Below are 23,633 nucleotides of genomic sequence, written 5' to 3' on the forward strand. Positions count from 1 at the left end.
CGGTGCACGGACACGCCGCCGCACGTCACGAAGGCGAGGATGTCGTCGCCCGGCACCGGGTGCGGCAGCGGGCGAGCTCCACCCGCACGTCCCCGAGTCCTCGACGATCACACGCGCGTCGCCGGTGGATCGGCGCCGGGTGACCGTCCTCCTCGTGGCCCGCGAGCGGTGCCATGCCGGCGAGCCCGCACTCGCCACCTTCCCTCCGCGCGAATCGTCGAACCGTCGTCGAACATCGTCGAAACACACGTGTTGTTATCGCTAACTCGATCTTCGACAGATTCTCACCATTGCGTTGCGGAACAGGCTTAGCCCATAGTGTTAGCGTTCACCTTCCGGAGCCTCTCAATGGTGCTAGGAGCCGGTTCATGCGCATCCCCCTGCCGCGCGCTGCCCGTTCGTCCGGGAAACGCCTGGTGGTCGCCGTCGCGGCTGCCCTGACCGCGACCGCGGCCGTCGTCACCGCTCCCGCGGCACCGGCCGCCGGGCCGGTACCGCACTACCTGATGACCGCGTTCACGAACAGCAGCGAGTCGAACATGTACGTCTACGACTCGGCGAACGCGACGAGCTTCACCCAGGTCAGGGCGAACGCCTACACCCCGCCGTCGGGCCTGATCCGCGATCCCAGCGTCATCAGGCACACCGACGGCTACTACTACATCGTCTACACGACGAACTGGACCGGCGACACGATCGGATTCGCGCGCAGCGCGGACTACGTGACGTGGACGTTCCTGCGCAACGTCCGGGTCGGACTCAACGGGTCCACCGGCAGCACGTGGGCACCGGAGTGGTTCAAGGACCCCGACGGCAGCGTGCACGTGGTCTTCTCCGCGTCCACGGCCGGGACGGCGGGGCAGTTCCGGCCCTACCGGATCACCGCGACCAACGGCGACCTGTCGGCGTGGAGCAGCCCGGTCGCGCTCGGCATCCCGGCCAACTACATCGACAGCTTCCTGGTGAAGGTGGGCGGGACGTACCACAACTTCCTCAAGAACGAGACGACGAAGTACATCGAGCACGCCACCGCCACGTCGCTGAACGGGCCGTGGACGTTCGTCGGCACCGGCAACTGGGCGGGCTGGGGCTCCGGTCTCGAAGGACCCGCGCTCGTGCGGCTCCCGGACGGCCGCTGGCGGATCTACTTCGACCAGTACGGCCAGCGGCGGTACTTCCACGCCGACAGCACGAACCTCACGAGCTTCGGCGCCAAGGTGGAGCTCACCGGGTTGTCCGGCGTCGCACGGCATTTCACGGTGCTGCGGGAGGACTCCGGTGACGGCACGGCGGTGGCGGCGGGCGCCCGGTCGTTGCGCTCGGTCAACGTTCCCGACCGCTACGTCCGGCACCGCGACAACCTCGGCTACGTCGAGCCGGTGAGCTCGTCCAGCACGCTCCCGGCGCGCCAGGACGCGACGTTCACCGTCGTGCCCGGTCTGGCCAACGCGAACTGCCACTCGCTGCGGTCGGTGAACTTCCCGGACCGCTACCTGCGGCACTACGACTTCCGAGTCCGGCTGGACGTCAACACCGGTGACGCGGTGTTCGCCCGCGACGCCACGTTCTGCGGCAGGGTCGGGCTGGCGGGCGGCGGCAGCACGTCGTTCGAGTCGTACTCCCACCCCGGCCGCTACCTGCGCCACCGCGACTACGAACTGCGCGTCGACTGGCGCACCTCCGACTCGGCGTTCGCCGGTGACGCGTCCTTCACCGTCACCGCGCCACTGGCCTGAAAGGACAGTCGATGAAGACGGTTCTCCTCCGCCTGGCGGTGCTGGTCCTCGCCGCCGTGACCTGCGTGGCCGGGATGCCCGTGCCGCAGGCGGGTGCGGCGCCCGCCGTGCGCTACACCAACCCGATCGCGGAACGCCGCGCCGACCCGCACGTCTTCAAGCACACCGACGGCTTCTACTACTTCACCGCGACCGTCCCGGAGTACGACCGGATCGTGCTGCGGCGCGCGAGCACGATCCAGGGCCTCGCCTCGGCGGCCGAGACGGTGATCTGGCGCAAGCACTCCAGCGGTGAGATGGCCGCGCACATCTGGGCGCCGGAGATCCACTTCATCAACGGGAAGTGGTACGTCTACTTCGCCGCGGGCCGCAGCGACGACATCTGGCGCATCCGGATGTACGTGCTGGAGAGCTCGAGCGCCAACCCGCTGACCGGGTCCTGGACCGAGCGGGGCCGCATCACGACACCGTGGGACACCTTCTCGCTGGACGCGTCCACGTTCGTCCACAACGGTGTGCGGTACCTGACCTGGGCACAGCAGGAACCGGGCATCTCCACGAACTCCAACCTCTACCTCGCCCGCATGGGCACGAGCCCGTGGACGATCACCGGCGCGGTGACGCGGCTGACGGTGCCGACGCTCGCGTGGGAGACCCGCGGGTACAAGGTGGCGGAGGGGCCGTCCGTGTTGCAGCGCAACGGGAGGATCTTCCTCACCTACTCGGCCAGCGCCACCGACGCGAACTACTGCCTCGGCCTGCTGACCGCGTCGGCGTCCGCGGACCTGCTCAACCCGGCGTCGTGGAGCAAGAGCCCCAACCCGGTGTTCGCCACCAACGAGGCGACGGGCCAGTACGGGCCGGGGCACAACTCGTTCACGGTGTCCGAGGACGGCGCGAGCGACGTCATGGTCTACCACGACCGCAACTACCGGGACATCAGCGGCGACCCGCTCAACGACCCGAACCGCCGCACCCGCGTGCAGAAGGTCTACTACCGGGCCGACGGGACACCGGACTTCGGCATCCCGGTCCCCGACGGCGCCACCCCGGTGCGGCTGCGGTCCTACGCCGCCCCCGACCGGTTCGTGCGCCACTGGGAGTACCGCGCCCGCGTCGAGGCGAACGTGGCCCCGCTGGCCGACTCGCAGTTCAAGCTCGTCACGGGACTGGCCGGCGCCGGCTCGGTGTCGCTCGAGTCGACGAACTTCCCCGGCTACTACCTGCGGCACCGCAACAACGAGCTGTGGGTGGAGCGCGGCGACGGCAGCGCGTTGTTCCGCAACGACGCCAGCTTCTCCCAGCGCGCGGGACTCGCGGCGGCCTCGGCGGTGTCGTTCGAGTCGGTGAACTTCCCCGGCCGCTACCTCCGCGCCACGTCCGGCCTGCTCACCCTCCAGACCGCGACCGACGCCCAGGGCAGAACGGACGCCACGTTCGTCCTGGAGTGACCGCGACACCCCGCCGCCGCGACAACCCCGTCCAGGAGATCGAGGTGTCTCATGGCCGTCCTGAGGAGAATCGCACTGGTCGTGACGGTGGTCCTGACCGCCGCCGTCACGACGGCACCACCCGCGGCCGCGTACCCCCTGCCCGGCCGCGTGACCGGCGACATCAGCGTCCACGACCCGAGCGCGGTCAAGCGCCCCGGCGGGGGCTACCTCGTGGCGCACACCGGCCACGGCGTCGCGCTCAAGACGTCCACCGACCGGATCGCCTTCCGCGACGCGGGATCGGCGTTCCCCGGTGGCGCGTCGTGGACCACCCCGTACACAGGCGGCGACCGCAACCTCTGGGCGCCGGACCTGACCTACCGCGACGGCCGGTACTGGCTCTACTACTCGGCCTCGACGTTCGGCTCGAACCGGTCGGCGATCTTCCTCGCCACCAGTCCGAGCGGTGACTCCGGCACGTGGACCCACCGCGGGCTGGTCGTCGAGTCGCGGACGTCCGACGACTTCAACGCCATCGACCCCGACCTCGTCGTGGACGACCAGGGCCGCTGGTGGCTGAGCTTCGGCTCGTTCTGGTCCGGCGTCAAGATGGTCGCGCTGAACCCGGCCACGGGTCTGCGGTCCGACTCGGTGGTCCGCCCGCTCGCCGGCAGGAACGGCGGCCCGATCGAGGCGCCGACCATCGTCAAGCGCGGCGCCTACTACTACCTGTTCGTCTCGTTCGACTACTGCTGCCGCGGCGCGTCCAGCACGTACCGGGTGATGGCGGGCCGTTCCAGCAGCGTCACCGGTCCGTACGTCGACCGCAACGGCACCGCGCTGACGTCCGGCGGCGGCACGGAGGTCCTCGCCGGGCAGGGCAGCGTCCACGGCCCGGGACACCAGGACGTCTTCGGCGACGTCGACAGCGACGTCCTCGTCTACCACCACTACACCGACTCCGGTGCGTCGCGGCTCGGCATCAACCTGCTGGCCTTCGACTCAGCGGGCTGGCCGTACCTGCGATGAGGAGAAGACCTTGACCTCCACCACCAGCCGATGGCGCAGCGCCACCGTCCTGGTCGCGCTGCTGGGCGGCATGACCGCCGCGGTGCCTCCCGTGGCGTCCGCCGCCGTCATCGACACCAACGCCTCCTACGCGTTGGTCAACCGCAACAGCGGCAAGGCGCTGGACGTCTTCGAGCTGTCCACTGCGGACGGTGCCCGGATCTCGCAGTTCACGCGGAACGACGGGGCCTGGCAGCAGTGGCAGTTCGTCGACTCCGGCGGCGGCTTCTACCGGGTGAAGTCGCGGCACAGCGGCAAGGTCCTCGACTTCCCGTCGACCGCGGACCGGGCAGGGCTCGTGCAGACCACCGACGCCGGCCGCACCGGCCAGCAGTTCCGGCTGGCCGACTCCCCCGACGGGCACGTCCGCCTGATCAGCCGGGCGAGCGGCAAGGCCGTCGACGTCCTCGACTTCTCGTCCGCCAACGCCGCCCAGCTGATCCAGTGGCCCGACACCGGCGGCACGAACCAGCAGTGGCGGCTCGTCAAGATCGGCGCTCCCGGCAACTTCACGAACCCGGTCAAGGGCAGCGGCCCCGACCCGTGGCTGCAGTTCCACAACGGCTACTACTACCTGGCCACCACGACGTGGAACTCGACGATCACGATGCGCCGGTCCCGCACGCTGGCCGGTCTGTCGAGCGCGGCGGACACCGTGGTGTTCTCGCTGTCGGGGCGGCCCAACGGGTGCTGCAACATGTGGGCGCCGGAGTTCCACCTGCTGAACGGCCGCTGGTACCTCTACTACGTGGCCGGGCAGAACGTGCCGGACTACAACCCCACCCAGCGCCTGCACGTGCTGGAGAGCGCGGGCTCCGACCCGATGGGCCCGTACGCGTTCAAGGCCGACCTCGGGAGCACCTGGGAGCTGGACCCGAGCATCCTGCAGCACAACGGGAAGCTGTACCTGATGGGCAGCGCGATGGACGGAACGCAAAGCCTGACCATCACCCCGATGTCCACCCCGTACACGATCAGCGGCGCGCGCCGCACGATCTCCCAGCCCACGCTGGCGTGGGAGCGGCAGACCGCGGCGGTCAACGAGGGCGCGGAGCCGTTGTACCGGGGCGGCCGCACCATGATCGTGTACTCGGCCAGCGCCTGCTGGGGTCCCGACTACAAGCTCGGGCTGCTCACCCTCACCGGCACCGACCCGCTCAACCGCGCGCACTGGACCAAGTCGCCGAACCCGGTGTTCCAGCGCAACGACGAGCACGGTGTCTTCGGGCCGGGCCACAACGGGTTCTTCAAGTCCCCCGACGGCACCGAGGACTGGATCGTCTACCACGGCAACACCAGCGCTTCGGCCGGCTGCGGCATGGAGCGCTCGACCCGGGCGCAGAAGTTCACCTGGAACGCCGACGGCACACCGGACTTCGGCACCCCGGTCCCTCTCGGCGTCCAGCTCCCCGCGCCCTCGGGTGAGCCCGCCTGACGTCTCGAACCGCCGCCGCCCCCCGAGAAAGGAGTTCTCATGGTTCCCACCGGATGGCGCGTCGGCGCCGTCGTGGCCGCGGCGGCGGTGCTCGGCGGTCCCGCCCCCGCCGCCACCGCCCAGCCGCAGGTCCTGGCGTGCGGCGACCGGACGTTCAACGCCGAGGCGGTGCTGAACGGCGGCACCTGGACCTCCCGCAACGGCAGCCGGACCGTCTACACCGGCACCGACATGCGGGCCGCGGTCCAGGCCGCCCTCGACAGCCTCGCCGCGGGACGCACGTCGAAGCAGTGGGTCCTGGTGCGCGGCAGCGGATCGATCGGCGCCGGCTCCCGGATCTCGTTGCCCAGCTACACCGGCATCGACGTCTGCGGCACGATCAACGTCACCGGATCGGGCACCGGTGACCAGGCCCCGATCTACTCCAGGGGTACCCGCGACGTCGAGGTGCGCCACCTCAGCGTCACCGGCCGCCCGCTGTACGGGATCTTCCTGCGCAACGTCGACAACGTCGTGCTCGGCCAGATCGACCTGCGCCTGTCCGGCGGTCTCGGCGTGCGCATCGACAACCGCGGCAACACCAGCGTGCGCAGCCGCAACATCAGGATCGACAACGTGTACGCGTCCGGCGCGAGCAGCCACGCCGTGGAGACCTACGGCGTGGACGGCCTGACGATCGGCACCGTCACCGCCCGCAACGTGGGTGAGTCCGGCCTGCTGCTCAACGACACCATCAACGCCACCGTCGGCACGGTCGACGCGGAGAACGCGGGCGCGGGCACCGGCTACGCCGCCTTCCGCACCGCCAACCGCAACGGCCGCATCGGCACCTCGTACCCGACGAACATCCGGGTGGGCACGGTCCGGGCGCGCGGTGGTGGCCGCGGCGTGTTCTGCGTGTCGGAGAGCGGTGGCCTCACCATCGACCGGATCGACCTCGCCAACACCGGCAACAACGCCGTGCTGATCGAGAACTGCACCAACGTGGTGCTCGCGGCGCAGAGCGGCACGGTGAGCGGCGGCGGCGAGATCCGGCTCGCCGCGCGGTCGGAGTTCCCGAACAACCGGGACATCACCCTCCAGAACCTGACGGTGACGAACTCGGCGGTGCGGGAGAGTCCCTGCGGGACGAACACGACGTTCCGCAACCTCACGCTGAACAACAGCACTTCGAACGTGTGCGCCTGACGTTCGGACCGGACGGCGGCCTGCCCGGGAACGGGTGGGCCGCCGTCGCGGCCGAGGCCTGGTGACGTGACCGGGCTCATCGAGGCCGTTGAGCATGTACGCCGAAGTACTCCCCCGCGAGCTTCGCGCCGTCCAAGGCGGCGCACCACGCCATCACCAGCCACGTCGTGCGGGTCGACGGTGACACCGCGAGGATCCATGCGCACGTCCGCGCCGCGTCGGGCTGACCGCGGTCCACCAGGAGAACCAACCGCGGAACCTCGTACCCTCTGCGGAGCAGGCGAACAAGGAGAACGACCAGATGCCGCGGATCAAAGCCGCCTCCATCGAGGAACACCACGAGAAGGTGTGGGCCGACCTCACCGAGGCGTTGCGGCACCTGCTGCTCGAACGCGACTACGACTCGATCACCCTCGGGCACATCGCGGCGCGGGCGGGGCTCGCGCGCAACACCCTCTACAACTACGCCCGCGACAAGCGGACCCTGGTGCTGGAGCTCGCCCGCCGGGTCAGCCGTCCGCTGGTGCACCGGGTGACGTCGATCGCCGGGCGCACCGCGGAGCCAGCAGCGGACCGGTTGCGGGAGATCGTCGAGGTGGTCCTGTCCGCGTCCACGGACCAGGCCATGGGCCCGCTGTTCCTCCCGAACTCGAGCCCGCTGGTCGCCGATCTCCCGGCCGGAGCGGAGAACCCGTTCACCGCTCTCGTCGTCGAGGTGCGCAACGTCGTCCGGGACGGCCTCGACGCCGGTGAGTTCCACGGCGTCGACGACGTGGAGCTCACGGTGGAGCTGCTGGCGGGCGCGATGCGTTCCGGCACCGAACGCGTCGCTCGCGACCCGGACGCGCTGGCCGCCACGATCCGTGCGGCACAACACGTCGTGCTCGCGTCGCTCACCCGCGGCTGAGACCCCGCGTCAGCGCGCGAGCACCGCGGGGTCGGTGAAGGCGGGATCGCGCGGCGTCTCGGTGCGGAACTCCTCACCGGACTCCCAGTCGAACTCCTCGGACTCCCCGGCCAGCCGCTCGACCAGCTCGAAGAACCGGCTCTCGGCCGGCCGCAGGGCAGCGACCACCTCGGTGAGGTCGCGCGAGGCGACGAACCGGGCCCCGTCCCCGCCGACCGACAGCACCGAGAGCCAGCCGCGCGAGTCCGCGGGCAGGAGGTTGGCGCCGGTCTCCGCCCAGAACAGCACCGCGCCCTCGGCGTCCTCGGCCTGGAACCGCCCGGCCGCGGCGAGCACGAGCAGGGCGGTGTGGATGCTCCACGCGGAATAGCCGAGGTGGAAGAGGTACACCTCCAGGGCCCCGTCGCGGTGCAGGACGACGCCGCACTCCTCGTTCCCGCCGCAGGAGTCGTCGACGCGCTCCGCGAAGTACTGCCCCGGCGTCGTCCCCACGCCGGCCGAGTCCCAGTCGGGCTCCCGGTCGCGACCGCCCCAGAACCACCCGTCGAACATCGCGCCGGGGTTGGAGATCACTCCCAGGTCCTCGACCGGCGTGCGCAGCCACGCCTCGAACCCCTCGCGCGACAGGGGGATGCGCGCGGCCACCAGGAAACTGTCCGACATGAGCTGCTCCCCCTGTGCACCCCTGAGCTGAAGGGCACTTGATATCACAGGAGCCCGAACCGCCTGCGGCTGCCCGGAAACAGGGCAGCCGCAGGCAGCACCTCACCGCGTCGAGTACTCGGCGACCACCGCCTGCAGCCGGAGCGGGCTGGTGCCGGGCAGGTCCACCGAGCCCACCGCGATCACGCGGTTCGTGCCGGGAACCGCGGCGACGGCGTTGTAGACGGTGCCGGGAACCGCGGCGACGGCGTTGTAGACGGTGCCGGACGAGCCGGGCGGGGCAGGAGCCGCGGTGGTGCTCCAGCCTGCCGGGCCGTAGGAGCTGAAGCTCGCCATCGGGAACTTGCCGACGACCCACGGGGTGCCGTCCGCGCCCACCGCGATGCCGGGCGTGGCCGAGACGTTCGGCCCGCCGACGAGCTGCCAGCCGGCGCCGTCCCGCTTCACCACCAGGTTGCCGGGCCCCATGCCGCCGCCGTCGCCGACCGCCCAGATGTCCTGCGAGGACAGGCCGTCGATCGCCTGGAAGCTGAACGGCTGCCCGTTCAGACCGGCCTGCACGACCCGCCACGCCGTGCCGTCCCAGTGGAACAGCAGCGGACCCCGGTAGCCGTTCCACATGCCGTTGCCCGCCGCCCAGACGTCGTCGGGCGCGAACGCCTTGACGGCGTTGACGGTGCAGAAGTTCACGAAGCCCCCGCCGCGGACGCACTCCGCGGGCGGTGCGTGCTCCTGCCAGGAGGAGCCCGTCCACTCGTGGAACACCGGCGCGTTGCCGCGGTGCCCGACCAGCCAGGCACGTCCGTCCACAACGGACATGTCTCGGATGGTCAGCGTGCTCGCGGTGGCGCCCTGCGGGTACGGGACCTCGGTCCACGTCGTGCCGTCGTAGCGCCACAGCAGGGTGATGTCGCCGTCCGGCAGGATCGGCGCGCCCTTCACCCACACGTCGTCCGCGGACGACGCCGCCACGCGCTGGAACGACACCCGGCCCGGCACCGCCGGGAGCGACGTGCGCGACCACGCACTTCCGTCCCACCGCAGCACGACCGGATCGCCGGTCGTGTACCGGCGGTCGGGGTCGTACCCCTCCAGGCCGACCGCCCAGGCGTTGCCCGCGTCGACCGCGGCCACGTCCGGAGGACGCTCGTCGGCGCGGTCGGCGGGGTCGGGGCCAGGCCCCACCCGGGCACCGCCGCGGCCGCCGGGCCCGTCGCTCCCACCACGACCGCGACCGAGAAGGCCGCGGCCGTCCATCTGCGCACTCCCACAAGTCCCCCAAAGCTCGTCGACCTGACCAGGACTGACGTGCCGATCATTCCGGGCTCCGCGCCGCCGGCCACGGGTTCGCGATGCCTTGACCCAACCGAGCGGTGACCGTGACCCAGCGCCGCGGCGCGGTAACCCGAATGGGATTCAGGTATGCCCTTGTGATCTAGGTCACCGCACGAGTAGAACAGAACGAACGGTTACCGGAAATCGCGCCTCACGACCACCCTCCCTGCGACCGAACACCTGTGAGGACCAGTGCGAACCGCAGTCGTCGTCACCCTGCTCGGGCTCGGTGCCATCGCCGTGGCCGCCGGACTGGTGCTGCAGCTGCACGCCTATCCCCTGCTGGCCAAGCTGCAGCACGACATCGACACGGTCTCCGTCTCCGAGGGTGAAGGAGTCACGGCCGTCGTCCACCCGCCCGGCAAAGCACCCGAAGTCCGCCACAACCTCCGCCTCACCGCGACCACCCACGTCGAGGGCGACCTCGCCGCGCCCGAGATCAAGAAGAACGGCGACGTCACCGTGTGGAAGCGGGCGACGATCGTCAAGGAGGACGCCGAGAAGCTGGTCCTCAGCGCCGAGGTGCGCAGGATCTGCCTCGACCGCCGCACCGGCGAGGCCGTCGCGCCCTGCCACGGCGAGTTCTACGAGACCGAGCAGGGCAAGCGGGTCACCGCGCAGGACAGGCAGCTGCTGCAGCCCGGACTCAGCTTCGTGTTCCCGTTCGACACCGAGCAGCGCGACCACCGTTGGTACGACACGGTTCTCAAGCGCCCGGTCGACATCCACTTCGCCGGCGAGCAGCTGTTGCAGGGGCTCGACGTCTACCGGTTCCAGCACACCGTCCCGCCGACCGCGCTCGACCGGCTCGCGGTGCCGGGCTACCTGGTCGGCAGCCCGGAACCGTCCGTCGAGGTCACCCGGTACTACGGCGTGACCCGGACGTTGCTCGTCGAGCCGAGGACCGGGGCGGTGCTGTCCGTCCGGGAGGACATCCGGCAGGAGCTGCGCACCGACGAGCAGGCCGAAGGTGCCGGAACGCCCGTGTTCGCCGGAGAGCTGCGGCTGACCAACGCCTCGGTCACCGCGAACGTCGACCAGGTCAAGGAGAACCTGCCGCGGCTGTTCACGATCACCGTTCTGCCGGTGGTCCTGTGGGCCGGCGGCGCCGTCCTGCTGGCGGCCGGGCTGGTCCTGCTCGCCCTGCGGCGACGCGGTGCCGCCGCCGGATCGCTGGCACTGGTGATCGGTGCGTGCCTGGCGGCCGCGATCACCTACGGCGTCACCACCTCCAGCGACCCGGACGACGCGCTCGACCTCGAGAACGTGGTGTCGTCCTCCAACGTCGACTACGGCCTGCGATGAGCTCCGCGTTCCTCCTCGATGATCCGGGCGACGCCGAGCAGCTCGCCCTCCGCACCGGGCACCGCGATCAGGGTGACCGGCAGCGGGTTGCCGTCGGCGTCCGAGCCCGCGTGCACGGACACGGCCGGATAGCCGCTGACCCGCCAGAGCGGGGAGAACGGCGTGGTGGCGCCGGTGCGCACCAGCACGCCGCCGGGCAGCGGCACCGCCTCGGGCGGACCGGTGTGCCCCGGCGTCACGAGCACGTCGACGCCCGCGAACATGTGGTTCAGCATCACCCGCTCCGCCGCCCTCATCGACCGGCAGACGCCCTTGAACGGCCGGGGCACCCACCTGTCGAGCAGCGCCAGCTCGCGGGGCCCTGCCGCCAGGTGCGGCGCGAGGAGCAGCCGGGACTCGCCCGCGAGGTGCGGGTCGTGGTCCACCACCTCGCCGACGTGCAGGGACAACAGCGCGGCGACGTCCTCGACCACCCTGCGCATGGGCGCACGGGTGCGCGTGGTCACCGACAGCCCGCGCAGGGACACACCGATCCTCAGTGGACGGTCGGCGGGAGCGGCGGTCCAGCCGATCCCGCCCACGACGTGCGCCACGTCGGCCACGCTCCTCGCCACCACGCCGGACCCGCCGGAGGTCTGGAAGCCGACCAGGCCCACCCCTCCGGCGGGCACCTGCCCGGCTCCGGGTGCGCGCCGGGCCAGCGCCGCGGACACCACCCCGGTGGCGACGGCGACGGCGGTGCCCGACACCCTCGGGTCCAGTGCCGTCGCGGCGAGGCCGATCATCGGGTTGCGGTGCCTTTCGAGCGACGACGTCCGTCCGATCACGACGGCTCCGGTCGCCGCCAGTGCGTCGAAAACCGAACGGGGCAGGGAATCCTCCACCGCCAGAGGAAGTCCGAGGAGAACTCCGCGCTCACCCCCGGCCAACCGCCGATCGGCGTCCCGCGCACTGCGCCGGGCGGCCGCCAAATCGACATCTGTGAAAACGTGCTTCGACGAGTCGAGGCGGTGTTCCGCCGTCGCGAGGAGTTCTGCCGCGGTCGTCGCACCGCGGGCGAGCAGCCGGGCCTGCTCAACTGCTCCGGGATAGCACACAGGGGTTTCTGCCACGTGTCTCTTCCTCCGGCCTCGTCGCCGATGGGTAAGGAGCTGGGTCGTTCAGCCGCTACCCGTTGGCCTGCAGGGGTTCCGCCGAACGGCTCTGCGGTTCGGCGGCCGAGTAGCTGCTTTCTCCACGCGGACCGATCAAGATGACCTGGGTCACCCCGGTCGAAGGGTTGCGCAGAGGTTACTGTCCGGTAGTTTCCTCGCCACTGTGACGTCCCTCTCACACCTGGAAGGAGGACGAGTGCGACGCATTGCGAGCCTCGTGCTGGTAGGACTGGGGATCTTCTCTCTGGCACTCGCAGCAGTCCTGCGCTTGTACGTGTACCCCGAGCTCGCGGTCGTGCCGCTCGACCAGAAGACGGAATCCGTGGCGGAAGGCGCGGCGAAGGTCTTCTACCCCCAGGAGCTCGTCGTCAAGGACGCCCAGCTGACGGCCACCCGCAAGGTCGAGAGCAACCTGACGCTGCCCGAAGCCAAGGTCGGCGGCGACGTGATGGTGTGGGACCAGGGCCTGGTCGTCACCGACTCCGAGAACAAGCTCGTCTCCGCGATGGAGCACCGGGTGTGCCTCGACCGGCGGACGAACATGGCGCTGCAGCAGTGCAGCCAGCAGTACGTGACCGACAGCGAGGACGGTCCGTCCAAGGACGACAGGGCGGTGCACCAGGAAGGGCTCAACTACAAGTTCCCCTTCGACACCCAGCCGCAGGACTACGAGTACTTCGACACCACCCTGCGCAAGGCGTCGACCGCGCGGTACGAGGGCACCGAGACGCTCGCCGGCCTCGAGGTCTACAAGTTCGTGCAGAAGATCCCGTCGACCAAGTTCCGCGACCAGGAGGTGCCCGGCACGCTGGTCGGCAGCACCGAGGCCTCGGTCAAGGCGGAGCGCCGCTACCAGAACACCCGCACCATGTGGGTGGAGCCGGTCAGCGGCATCATCGTCAAGGGTTCGGAACAACAGCGCCAGGTGCTCGCCGGACCGGACGGAAAAGAAGGAACGGTGCTGCTCGACGCCACTTTGACCTTCAACGAGAAAACCGTCGACGAATCGGTGGCGCGCGCCTCGGAAGCGCGTGACAAATTGACCCTGATCAGCACCACCGGCCCGGTCGTGCTGCTTTCCGTCGGCCTGGTGATGCTGCTCGCGGGAATTGCGCTCGGGGTGTTCGGGCGGCGGGCTAGGCACGTCGCCTGAGCACGACCACGAAGTTCCAGGAGGCGATCTCCCGGACCCCCGGCACGCGGGTGATCCACTTCGCCCACCACGGGTGGTACCGGGGGAACGTCTCCACCACGTCGGCGACGGTCTGGCGGTGAGCCCACCGCTGGACCGCCCCGACGCTCACCGGGAACAGCGACGTGCCGAAGGCGTTCTTCGGCGGCTTGCCGTTGCGGCGCTCGTAGCGGCGGCGCGCGTAGTGCCCGCCGAGGAAGTGCCACGGCGCTGTCTCGTGGCCACCCCAAGGTGAGAACCAGGGCGTGTAGGACATGAAGATCGTGCCTCCGGGCCTGGTCACGCGCACCATCTCGGCCAGCATGAGCCACGGGTCGTCCACGTGCTCGAGGACGTTGGACGAGTAGCAGACGTCCACCGAGCCGTCCCGGAACGGCAGCGCCGTGCCGCTCGCGCGGATCATGCCGGGGTCGGGTTCGCCGCGCGCGGACAACTCGCCGACGTCCGGGTCGAGCCCCACGTACCGGGCGCCGGCTCCGCGGAACGCCTCGGCGAAGTAGCCGGGACCGCCACCGACGTCGAGCACCACCGCACCGTCCAGGGACACGTACGACGAGACCTGGGCGACCGAGTCGTCCGCGAGGATCCGGTAGAAGTGGTCGGGGTCGGTCTGTTCTTTCAAAAATGCGCGAAAAAGCCGAACAGAGCGCTCGAAGGTTGGCTTCCGCAACTTTTTCCGGGCCGAAACTGAACCGATCCCGACCATTGCCATCTCCCGCATTCCGTCTACCATGGCTACTTGACAGTAACCTAGCACCGGGAGAGGCAGATGTCGCGTGCTCCGCATTACCGGCCGAGCATTCTGCTGGTGAATTGGCGCGACACCAGACACCCCGAGGGCGGCGGTTCCGAACGCTACGTCGAGCGCATCGCCGAGGGGCTCGTCCGGCTCGGCTACCGCGTCTCGATCCAGTGCGCGGGCCACGACCGCGCCCCGTCCGGCGACTGGGTGGCGGGAGTGCGCTTCCGCAGGCGCGGCAACAAGTTCACCGTCTACCTGCACGCCCTGCTGGCGATCCTGCGCTCCGACGCGGACGTCATCGTGGACGTGCAGAACGGGATGCCCTTCTTCAGCCGCCTGGTCGCGCGCTGCCCCGTCCTCGTGCTGGTGCACCACGTGCACCGCGAGCAGTGGCACAGCGCTCTGGGCCCGTTCCTCGGCAGGATCGGCTGGTGGATCGAGTCGTGGCTCGCTCCGCGGCTGTACCGCAGGTGCCGCTACGTCACCGTGTCCAACGTGACGCGGGACGAGCTCGGGCAGCTGGGCGTCGAGCTGCGGCGCACCGCCGTCGTCCCGAACGGCCTCGACGCACCGCCCGCCGTGACCGCGCGCCGCACGGAGGCGCCGGTGCTCGTCGCGGTGTCGAGACTGGTGCCGCACAAACGCCTGGAGCACGCGATCGACCTGGTCGCGCAGCTCCGTCCGAAGTGGCCTGACCTGCGCCTCGAACTGGTCGGCGAGGGCCCGTGGAAGGAAGTGCTGCAGCAGCACGCGATCGATCGCGGCGTGCAGGACAGCGTCGTCCTGCACGGCTGGGTCGACGAGCAGACCAAGCACGAGATCCTCGCCGGGGCGTGGGTGCACCTGTGCCCGTCGGTCAAGGAGGGCTGGGGCATCGTGATCATGGAAGCCGCGGCGCACGGCGTGCCGACGATCGCCTACCGGTCGGCGGGCGGTGTCGCCGAGGCGATCGTGGAGCACGAGACCGGCTTGCTGGCCGACGACTTCGACGAGTTCGTGCGGCACGCGGACACGCTGCTGCGCGATCGGCCGCTGCGCAAGGCGATGGGCGCCGCCGGGCGGCGGCGTGCCCGGCAGTTCAGCTGGGAGGAAAGTCTCGGCGCGTTCGAGACCGTCTTGCACGGCGCCCTGCGCGCCGGTGCCGACCCTCGTGGTCGCTGAGGAACTCGCGCCGCGGGTGAACGGGAGACTCGCGCACCCCGGTCAGTGAAGAACGTCCAACGTTAGCGCTGGACGTCGTGATCGCCGAGAACCGCCTCGCACAACAGGTCCAGCAGCCCCGCGGCGGCGGCGGCGTCGAAGTCGCGGCGTCGCACGCGCACCGTGGCCGTGGTGACCTCCCCTGTCGTCACCACGCCGAACGCGACGCCGGACCGGCCGCTCGCCGCGGGGAAGAAGCGCAGACCGGTGACGTCGGCTTCGACGACACCGAGGTTCGACGCGAGGAACGTGCTGCCGAGCCGGGAGGCCAGCACCCTCATCCCCCACTGCGCCAAGGGGTTGTGCGCACTGGGGAACCCTGCCTCTGGCGCCGCTGCCGCGAGCAGGGCGCGCACGTCCTCCTCGGTCGCCCCGGCGGGCAGGCGCAGCCTCAGCAACGCGCTGCCGGCCTCCGGACGCGGATCCGCGCCACCGCGCCAGGAAGCGCCGATCGCGGCGACGACGCGGCCGTGCTGGACGCCGCGGGCGGTGTTCCACCTCCGCGTCGCGTCGAGCGCGGCGGACGTGAGCCTGGCGCTGCCGAGCTTCACCGCCGGCAGCGCGCGGGAGACCAGGTGGTCGCCGGTCTCGTTGCCCCGCAACGACGGCTGGATGCGGGTGGGGGGTGTCCACACGGCTTCACGCACGCGGTCGAGCGCGCTCAGCAGGTAGGGCCGGTCGGGGCTCCTCGACGCCACACCGGTGGCGGAGCTGTGCACGGGCCGGCCGAGCGCGACGCCCAGCAGCGCGAGCAGTCCGAGGCCGTCGACGGCGCCGTGGTGAGCCGCGATCATCAGCGAGTGGCCGGCGAGCGCTACCCGCACCAGCGGACCGCCCTCGCGGTAGTGGCCGTCGGCGAACTCCGCGCGCGCACCGTCCCAATCGGACGGACGCTGCACGACCGCGGCCGGGCCGAGGTTCGGGAACTCCTCGGCGGCACGGCACATCCGCGCGGAGACCGCCGCGGGATCCGGCGTCTCGCGGAGGTCCGCCTCCAGCAGGATGCTCCAGGACGCCGCCGGGTCCCCGGAGAAGGCCACGGTCACCCGGTCAGCGGGAGCCGTAGTCGAGGACCTCGGGCTCCTGGGCCTGCACGCCCTCGTCGAGCCGCTGCTCGATCACCTTGTCGGGCTTGTTCTGCTCGACCACGATCACGCCGACCCCACCGGCGAGCGCGGCTCCGGCGACGATCGCGACCAGCACCGAAACCAGTTCCACGTCTACTCCTCACGTCGGGGTGCCGCGAATCTACCGACCGGTAACCATCTCCACAACAGGCTTGCGCCGATCAGTGACCCAGCCGCGACCCAGGCGAGCACAACGGGCGCAACGGGTGGGCCGTTCGGTTCAGCGGGCACTGCTCCGGGAACGCGGTAGAGCGCCAGGTCGGGACCGTCGTGGACCTTTTCCAGGCGTGCCAGGAGGTTCTCGTCCACCCGGCCCGGTGTTCCGCGCTCGACCAGCACCCAGCCGATGCCGCTCAGGTCGCCGCGTCGCAGCCGCGCCGCCCGCGGGTCCTCCCCCGCCACGACCCGGCCGCCGACGGACAGCGAGTCGTCCACGACCGTGGTGCCGGGCAGGAAGCGCGGGGCCGGGTCGAGCTGGGTGCGCCGGTCGTTCCAGTCGAACCGGCGGAACGCCGACAGCGGGTACACGGCCACGTCACCGGGCCGGCCGGCGAGTTCCTCCCGCACGGCCGCCCAGTCCGCCGGGTAGTGCACCGGTTCCAGCCGCCCGAACCCGCCCCAGGCGAGGTCGGGTAGCAGGCCGAGCAGCAGCACCGCCACGAGCAGCCGCGCGCGCAGCCGTTCGACCGCGACCGCGAGCCCCAGGGCGAACGGCAGCGCGAGCCACGCCACCCACTTCTGGCTGTCGCGCAACAACCCCGCGCCCGGCACGTGCTCGATCAGCGCCTCCAGCGCCGCCACACCGCCCGGCAGCACCGCGACCAGGGCCAGCACCGCCCCGAACGCCCCCAGCCCCGCCAGCGGCCACACGGGCATGCGCTTCGCCAGCTCCCGCAGCCCGAGGACGGCGGCGCCGAGGAGCAGCACCGTGACGACGGGCAGCACCGGGTTGGCGCGGCTGTCCGGGACGACCTCCGCGTTCCAGATCCCGCCCAGGCCCAGCACGCTCAGCACCGGACCGCCCCAGTTCTCCCCCCGCGCGCTGAACGCCTCGACACCAGCCGGGTCGGAAAGTCCGTTGTGCAGCAACGAAGGCACCCACCACGGCGCGTTCAGCACGACACCGATGGCGAGGACCTTCCCCGCCCCGCGGCGACCGGCGGCGGCCAGAGCCGTGCCCAGCGCCAGGATTCCTCCCGGCGCGGAGAGCACCGCGGGCAGGCAGGCGAGCACGAGCCGGGTCCACGCGCGCGGTTCGCCGGCGCGCACCCTCAGCCCCGCCATGGCGACCCACGGCAGCGCCGCGTACCCCAGCAGCAGCGTCCAGTGGCCGATGAAGAGCCGCTCGGCCACGTAGGCGTTCCACGAGTACGCCACGGCCGCGACGATCCGCACGCCCGTCCGGTCCGTCGGCACCAGCAGCCCCGCGCCCAGCGCACCGGCGAAGACGATCGCGAGCAGCGCGGTCTTCTGCACCACCTGGCCGGGGACGACCTGGGTCAGCAACGCCACCACGGCGTCGACCGGCACCGCCCGCGGCAGGGCGTCCCCGAGCCCGAACGCCGCCGCGTTGAGCGGCTGTTCCGGCGTGAACACCATGTCGTAGACGAGGACGTGACCCGGCCGCAGCACGGGCGCGAGAGCCGCGAGGGCCAGCGCGGCGCACGTGGCGTAGAGCTTCGGTCCGTTCGGCCGCACTTGCTCCCCCTCCGGGCCCGCCGGGGCTACAGTCGCCGAAACTACCGGCCGGTAGTACTCGCGGGTAGGGCCGGCGCCGAAGTTCGGACCACGGGGTTCGGCCCCGCCCACCGCGGCAGACCTGCCACCGGAAGGATCCCGCGTGTCCGCTCCGGCAACGACGACGACCCGCCTGGACGCCCTGCTCATCACCGGCGCTCTGCTGGGCGCGAACGCGGCGAGCTACGTGCTGACCATCGCGGCCGCGCGTGCGCTCGCCCCCGCGGTCTTCGGCGAGCTCAGCGCCCTGCTCGCGCTCGTGGTGATCGGCGTGGTGCCGGCCATGAGCCTGCAGACCGTCGCGGCCCTGCGGGTCACGAGCCTCGGCCCCCGTCCCCTCTTCGGCCTGGGCCTGGCCGTGAGCGCGGGGATGACCGTGCTGACGCTTGCGCTCGTGCCGCTGCTCGCCCGCCTGCTGCACCTGGACGGCCCGTGGCCGGTCGTGTGGCTGGCGCTGTCCCTGGCGCCGCTCACGGTCCTGGGCGTCCTGCACGGCCTGTTGCAGGGGACGCACCGGTTCGGCGCGCTCGCGTTGCTCGTGTCGCTGGAAGGGCTCGGCAAGGTGGGCGGCGGCGTGACCGGCCTCTGGCTCTCCCCCTCGTCGACCTCGGTGCTGGCGGGCACGGCGATCGGCTCGTTCCTGGTCGTGCTGACGGGGTGGCGGCTGTGCGGCGGCCCCCGGCCGGCCAGGCCCGCCGGCGGGCCGGACGTCCTGCACGCGTCGCAGGCGATGCTGGCGCTGGTCCTGCTCGTCAACCTCGACCTCGTCCTGGCGCGGCACCAGCTCGCCGGCCAGGCGGGCGGCTACGCCGTGGGCGCGGTCGTCACGAAGATCGCGTACTGGCTGCCGCAGGCGGTTGGCGTGCTCGTGCTGCCGCGCATGGCCGTCGCGGACGACCGCCGCCGCATGCTGCCGAAGGCACTGGCGGTGTGCGCGGGCCTCGACGCGTTCGTGGTGGCGGGCTGCGCCCTGTTCGGGCCGCTGGGCGTGTCGCTGATCGGCGGCTCGAACTACCACGGCGACTCGATCCCCTTGTGGCAGTTCGCCCTCGTCGGGTCGTGCCTCGCGCTGGTGCAGCTGCTGCTGTTCTCCCGCATCGCGAGCGGCGACCGGCGTTCCACCGTCGCCGTGTGGATCGCGGTCGCCGCCGAGGTCGTGCTGATCACGGTGTGGCTCAACGGGTCCGTCGGCCAGGTCGTGACCGGTGCGCTGCTCGCCACCGCGGGCCTGGTGGTGGCGGGCACCGTCATCGAGGCGCGCGGCTCCAGGACCGCCTGATCAGTCCGCGACGGGCTCCACGGGCGCCGTGCGTTCGGCTTCCTCCTCGGTGCCCGGCCCGTGCCGCGGACCGAACGGGCGGAACGACGCCGCGACCACCGCCGAGACGGCCACCAGCAGCGCGGCCTGGGCCGGCGGGACGTAGGCCCACTCCTGCCCGTGGCCGAGGATCCGGCCGAGCACCGCGACACCGGAGCCCAGCGCCACGCCGCTGAACGCGATCACCTTCGGCGCGGCGGCCCAGAACTCGCGCGCGAGCAGGCAGGCGATCACCGCGACGATCGGCAGCATCCCGCCGAGCACGGCCAGCAGCACCAGCATCGCGACGACCGGCCACCGGCTCGGTGACGGCGCCACGAACTCGACCCGCCGCCGCACCGGGAGCGCCGCGAGCACGAGGACCGCGAGCACGCCGACCGCGCCGGCCAGCAGGCCGGTGCGGTACCGGGCGTCCGGGCCGAACTCCAGCGCGACCACGCCGCCGTCGCCCTCGGGCAGGACGTACGCCTGCTGCCAGCCGTCGACCCTGACCTTCTCCAGCACCTGCCCGTCCAGGGTCGCGGTCCAGCCGTCGTTGACGTTCTCGGGCACCACGAGCAGCGCCTTCGCCCCCGGCGCGACCGTGATCTCGCGTTCGGTGGCGCCCCAGGTGCCGATGGTGACTTCCCGGTGCGTCGCAGCGGGTTTCGCGAGTTCGAGGTGCGTCAGGGACACGTCCTGCACCACGAACGACTCGGAGCGCGACGTGGTCAGCACGTGGTCACCGGCGGGCAGTTCCAGGGCGGTCGCCAGGTCGTCGTCGCACAGCACCGCCTTCAGCGGCCGGTTGGCCAGGACGTCGCCGAGCACGCCGCTGACCGAGCTGTTGATCTTCTTGCCGTCGACGTCGATGACCGGCCCGCGGCCGCACGGCACCGTGAACGGCGTCGTCGCGGGCACGGGCTTCAGCACGCCGTCGAGCGCGGGCACGCGGAGCTCGCCGATCTCGGCGGGACCGGTTCCGCCCGCCTCGCGCACGGCGAGTTCGAGCTTCTGGGTGTCCGCCGCCCTGATCGTGACGAGACCGTTCTCGCCGACCCGCGCCACCTCGGTCCCGGCATCGGTGCGCACCTCGAGCTCCACGGGCCTCTTCGCGCCGCGGACGGTCTCGACCCGGAACTCCGAGACCGACCGCTTCCCCTGCCACGCCAGGGTGAGCGTCGGCCGCAGGTCCGTCACGTCCGGCACCCACGACGTCCCGGGGTCACCGTCCACAGCGGACAGCGCGCTCGCCGCGACGTCACCCGCGACCGAGGACGAGCCCGTCACCGCCACGCCCTCGGGCGACACCGGGTTCTTCGCACCGGCGGCGGGCACCACGGTGGCGTTCACCGCGAACTTCCCGTCGGCGGAGGTGCGGAACAGCCGCGTGAGCCCGGTGACCTCCTCGCCGAACCGCGACAGCGACGAGTCGCAGCGCACCGCTTCGTCGGTGCGGTAGCAGGCGGGGCGAGACTGGCTGCCGCGGGTGAACGAGAAGCCCTGCCTGGCCGCCTCCCGGTCGCGCGGCACGCGCAACGCCCGCTGCGCGGTCATGCCCGCGACGCTCAGCTCCTTGATGCCGACGTTGCCGTCCTGGCGGTCGGCGGCGACGCCGAGGACCGTCACCCGCACGCTGCCGGTGAGACCGGGGCTGACGGCGTAGGCGTGCCGGCCGCCGCCGGGCGGGACGACGTGGTCGCTCCGGCCGGTGTCCGTGGTGATCCTGATCCGGGTGACCGCCCACCCGACGCGCAGGTCGTCGACGAGGTCCAGGGTCACCTCGCCGACCGCGCGCGGGGTGTCGAGGTCGATCTGCAGCCACTGCCCGACAGGACCGGTGAAGCTCGACGAGTGCCAGGCGGACCCGCCGTCGCCGTCCACCGCGGCGAACGGCGAGTTGGCCGGGTCGATCGCCCCCGCGGCGTCGGCGTAGGCGGTCGACGTGGACGCCCGGACGGCCCGGATCCCCCGGTACTCGGCCACGGTCTGGTGCTCGACGTCCTGGAACGGCGACACGTCCAGCGCGACGCGGCCCTGTCTCGAGGCCTCGTCCGCGGACATCGTCTGGCTGAGGTTGTCCGACACCCTGCCGACGTTGCGCTCCTTGCGCCGCAGGCCGTCCGTGACGAGCACCTGGTCGGACCGCTCCGTCGCGTCACCGGCGAGGACCACGGGCTGGTCGGCCTTCACGAGGCCCTGCGAGAGCAGCGGCAGCAACGACTCCGGACCGCCGCTCACCGTCGGCACGTCGGCCGCGTTGACCGCCGTGACGACCGGGACGGGCCGCTTCACCTCGAAGACCTCGAGCGCCCTGCCCGTCGCGGACGCGTCCACCGAGCTGACGAGCCGCTGGTCGCGCATCCGCACCTCGGGCCCGAACTCCGCGACGCGTTCGATGCCGGGTGAGCCCCGCAACGCCTGGCGCAGCACCGCGAGCGGCGGTGCGCCCGTCTGTTCGCGCGCGATGTCGTTGCGCAGCAGCAGGAACCGGTACCCGCCCCGCGCCAGGAAGTCGGCCAGCCCCGCCGAGCCGCGCCCGTCGGCGAGCGCGTCGTAGACGGCGTCCATGTACCGCGTGTTGCCCTCGGACCCGAGCGGCACCTGGTTGCGCACGGCCCACGGGGCCTGCGCGAGCGACTGCATCGGCTCGTCGACCGTCCGGCCCCACGTGTACTGGCCGAACCCGGTGGCGGGCAGCAGCAACGTCCGCGCCCGGCCGTCCTCCTCCGCGAGCCACGACGCCGCCTCGCGCCAGTGGCCGGGCACGTCCGACCACCCGAGGCCGGGTCGCAGGGTCAGCAGCCACGCGGGCGCCGCGACGACGGCGATCAGCAGCAGGGCCACGCCCGTGCGAACCCGGCGACGCCGGTGCTCGGGAGCGGCGCGCAGTCCGGTCGGCCGCGACAGGTGCAGCCCGTGGACGAACCCGAGGACCAGGCACAGCCGCAGCACGGGCTCGAACTTGTGCACGTTGCGCAGCGGCGCGAGCGGGCCGTCCAGCAGCCCGCGGACGACCTCGGCGAGCGGCGAGTCGAGCGACCCGACGTAGCCGACGGTGAGCAGCGTGAGCCCGGCGAGCGTGCCGAGCACGAGGAACCGGCGTTCCGGCAGCCCGAGCCTGGCCAGACCCACGACGCCGATCAGCGCCACCAGCGCCGTGCCGGCCATCAGCACCGGGTTGTCGACGAGGATGAACCCGTTGGGCCACCACGGTTCGCCCTGGAGCACGTAGGCGACCCACTGGTTCGTGCCGCGCAGCACCTGGAACAGCGACATGGGCGCGGTGGTGTTCGCCGCGGACTCGATGTAGTCGAGGAAGGGCAAGCTGTACCGCCCGAGCAGCAGCAGCGGCACGATCCACCACAGCGCGACCGCGAGGACGCAGCCGGACCACCACAGCACCAGCCTCACGTGCTGCCGGTTCCACCGCCGGGTCAGCAGCCAGATGCCGGGGAGCACCAGCGCCATCACGACCATCGCGCCGTTGATGCCGCCCATCCCCAGCACCGCCAGCGCGGACAGGGCGGCCGCGCGGCGCGGTGAGCCGATCCGATCGGCCAGCACCAGCGGCAGCAGCACCCACGGCAGCATCACGGCGGGCAGCATCTCGGCCGACAGCGGCCCGATCTCGGTCAGCACCCGCGGCGCCAGCGCGTAGGCGAGCGCGCCGGCGTACCTCGTCGGCTCGTGGCCGATGCCGAGCGCGCGGGCGAGCCTCAGCACCCCGTAGAACGCCAGGCAGAGCAGGAGCGCGCACCACAGCCGCTGGGTGATCCAGGCCGGGATGCCGAGGATCTGGCCGGCCGCGAAGAACGGCCCCATCGGGAAGAAGTAGCCGTACGCCTGGTTCTGCAGCTCACCCGCCGTCGCGGCCGGGTTCCACAGGTGCAGCGCCCTGCCGAGGAAGCCGACCGGGTTCACGGCCAGGTCGAGCTTGGTGTCGAACGTGGCCGTTCCGAAGCGTTGGGCGAACGACAACACCGTGAGTGCGATGAGCACCCACGTCGTCGGATTCCGGCGTGCGATCTTCAGTCTCTCGATGCCGCAGGAAGTTACCACCGGGTAGTGCTCGCGGGCGACTGTCGCTATCTTGGGCCACCACGACCGTGCT

General features: G+C 71.6%; 18 protein-coding genes. 10 read left to right on the forward strand and 8 right to left on the reverse strand.

Translation table 11 applies throughout. From position 1 onward, the window contains the following. Positions 1 to 368: 368 nt before the first annotated feature. The 6 genes from L6E10_RS11285 to L6E10_RS11310 all read left to right on the forward strand — a co-directional run bounded on the left by L6E10_RS11285 (position 369) and on the right by L6E10_RS11310 (position 7,767). Positions 369 to 1,736, forward strand: coding sequence for a glycoside hydrolase family 43 protein (locus L6E10_RS11285; RefSeq protein ID WP_236219447.1), 1,368 nt, complete (start codon positions 369 to 371; stop codon positions 1,734 to 1,736). Between the two features lie 11 nt (positions 1,737 to 1,747). Next, positions 1,748 to 3,187 (forward strand): family 43 glycosylhydrolase, encoded by a 1,440-nt coding sequence (locus L6E10_RS11290; RefSeq protein ID WP_236219448.1) that lies wholly within the window; start codon positions 1,748 to 1,750, stop codon positions 3,185 to 3,187. A gap of 51 nt (positions 3,188 to 3,238) precedes the next feature. Next, positions 3,239 to 4,198, forward strand: coding sequence for an arabinan endo-1,5-alpha-L-arabinosidase (locus L6E10_RS11295; protein ID WP_236219449.1), 960 nt, complete (start codon positions 3,239 to 3,241; stop codon positions 4,196 to 4,198). Between the two features lie 10 nt (positions 4,199 to 4,208). Then, positions 4,209 to 5,672, forward strand: a complete 1,464-nt coding sequence (locus tag L6E10_RS11300) for a family 43 glycosylhydrolase (protein ID WP_236219450.1) — start codon at positions 4,209 to 4,211, stop codon at positions 5,670 to 5,672. 39 nt (positions 5,673 to 5,711) lie between these two features. Continuing rightward, positions 5,712 to 6,860, forward strand: a complete 1,149-nt coding sequence (locus tag L6E10_RS11305; protein ID WP_236219451.1) for a hypothetical protein — start codon at positions 5,712 to 5,714, stop codon at positions 6,858 to 6,860. Positions 6,861 to 7,161: 301 nt separating this feature from the next. Further along, on the forward strand, positions 7,162 to 7,767 hold the full coding sequence (locus tag L6E10_RS11310; protein WP_236219452.1) for a TetR/AcrR family transcriptional regulator: 606 nt from the start codon (positions 7,162 to 7,164) through the stop codon (positions 7,765 to 7,767). A 9-nt stretch (positions 7,768 to 7,776) separates the two neighbouring features. Here the strand turns inward: L6E10_RS11310 and L6E10_RS11315 are convergent, their stop codons facing one another. Continuing rightward, a complete protein-coding gene (locus tag L6E10_RS11315) occupies positions 7,777 to 8,430 on the reverse strand; it encodes a hypothetical protein (RefSeq protein ID WP_236219453.1) in 654 nt (217 codons plus the stop codon). A gap of 102 nt (positions 8,431 to 8,532) precedes the next feature. Continuing rightward, on the reverse strand, positions 8,533 to 9,615 hold the full coding sequence (locus L6E10_RS11320) for a hypothetical protein (RefSeq protein WP_236219454.1): 1,083 nt from the start codon (positions 9,613 to 9,615) through the stop codon (positions 8,533 to 8,535). Between the two features lie 342 nt (positions 9,616 to 9,957). Here L6E10_RS11320 and L6E10_RS11325 point away from each other — a divergent pair, with 342 nt between their 5' ends. Further along, positions 9,958 to 11,070, forward strand: a complete 1,113-nt coding sequence (locus tag L6E10_RS11325; RefSeq protein WP_236219455.1) for a DUF3068 domain-containing protein — start codon at positions 9,958 to 9,960, stop codon at positions 11,068 to 11,070. Here the strand turns inward: L6E10_RS11325 and L6E10_RS40755 are convergent. After that, a complete protein-coding gene (locus L6E10_RS40755; RefSeq protein ID WP_236219456.1) occupies positions 11,055 to 11,897 on the reverse strand; it encodes an amidase family protein in 843 nt (280 codons plus the stop codon). The genes L6E10_RS11325 and L6E10_RS40755 overlap by 16 nt on opposite strands. A 523-nt stretch (positions 11,898 to 12,420) precedes the next feature. On the opposite strand from L6E10_RS40755, the gene L6E10_RS11335 reads away from it, so the two are divergent. Continuing rightward, entirely contained in the window at positions 12,421 to 13,377 is a 957-nt protein-coding gene (locus tag L6E10_RS11335; RefSeq protein WP_236219457.1) for a DUF3068 domain-containing protein, read from the forward strand. Here the strand turns inward: L6E10_RS11335 and L6E10_RS11340 are convergent. Next, positions 13,361 to 14,038 (reverse strand): class I SAM-dependent methyltransferase, encoded by a 678-nt coding sequence (locus L6E10_RS11340; protein WP_236219458.1) that lies wholly within the window; start codon positions 14,036 to 14,038, stop codon positions 13,361 to 13,363. The two genes, L6E10_RS11335 and L6E10_RS11340, sit on opposite strands and share 17 nt — an antisense overlap. A gap of 186 nt (positions 14,039 to 14,224) precedes the next feature. Here L6E10_RS11340 and L6E10_RS11345 point away from each other — a divergent pair, with 186 nt between their 5' ends. Beyond that, positions 14,225 to 15,319, forward strand: coding sequence for a glycosyltransferase family 4 protein (locus L6E10_RS11345; RefSeq protein WP_236219459.1), 1,095 nt, complete (start codon positions 14,225 to 14,227; stop codon positions 15,317 to 15,319). 62 nt (positions 15,320 to 15,381) lie between these two features. Here the strand turns inward: L6E10_RS11345 and L6E10_RS11350 are convergent, their stop codons facing one another. From L6E10_RS11350 to L6E10_RS11360, 3 genes are read right to left on the reverse strand one after another with little or no spacing between them, the layout of a single operon-like run. Further along, positions 15,382 to 16,404 (reverse strand): hypothetical protein, encoded by a 1,023-nt coding sequence (locus L6E10_RS11350; RefSeq protein WP_236219460.1) that lies wholly within the window; start codon positions 16,402 to 16,404, stop codon positions 15,382 to 15,384. Between the two features lie 4 nt (positions 16,405 to 16,408). Next, positions 16,409 to 16,576 (reverse strand): hypothetical protein, encoded by a 168-nt coding sequence (locus L6E10_RS11355; RefSeq protein WP_176959722.1) that lies wholly within the window; start codon positions 16,574 to 16,576, stop codon positions 16,409 to 16,411. 2 nt (positions 16,577 to 16,578) lie between these two features. Beyond that, positions 16,579 to 18,183, reverse strand: a complete 1,605-nt coding sequence (locus L6E10_RS11360; protein ID WP_236219461.1) for a hypothetical protein — start codon at positions 18,181 to 18,183, stop codon at positions 16,579 to 16,581. 142 nt (positions 18,184 to 18,325) lie between these two features. Between L6E10_RS11360 and L6E10_RS11365 the strand changes: the two genes are divergently transcribed. After that, entirely contained in the window at positions 18,326 to 19,501 is a 1,176-nt protein-coding gene (locus L6E10_RS11365; protein ID WP_236219462.1) for a polysaccharide biosynthesis protein, read from the forward strand. Here L6E10_RS11365 and L6E10_RS11370 read toward each other — a convergent pair whose 3' ends face one another. After that, the gene (locus L6E10_RS11370; RefSeq protein ID WP_236219463.1) at positions 19,502 to 23,521 is read right to left on the reverse strand and encodes an alpha-(1->3)-arabinofuranosyltransferase; all 4,020 of its coding nucleotides are present in this window, start codon (positions 23,519 to 23,521) and stop codon (positions 19,502 to 19,504) included. It lies immediately after the preceding gene. Between the last annotated feature and the right edge of the window lie 112 nt (positions 23,522 to 23,633).

Origin of the sequence: Lentzea sp. CC55 (assembly GCF_021056325.1) — a bacterium.
In the GTDB taxonomy this organism is placed as follows: domain Bacteria; phylum Actinomycetota; class Actinomycetes; order Mycobacteriales; family Pseudonocardiaceae; genus Lentzea; species Lentzea jiangxiensis.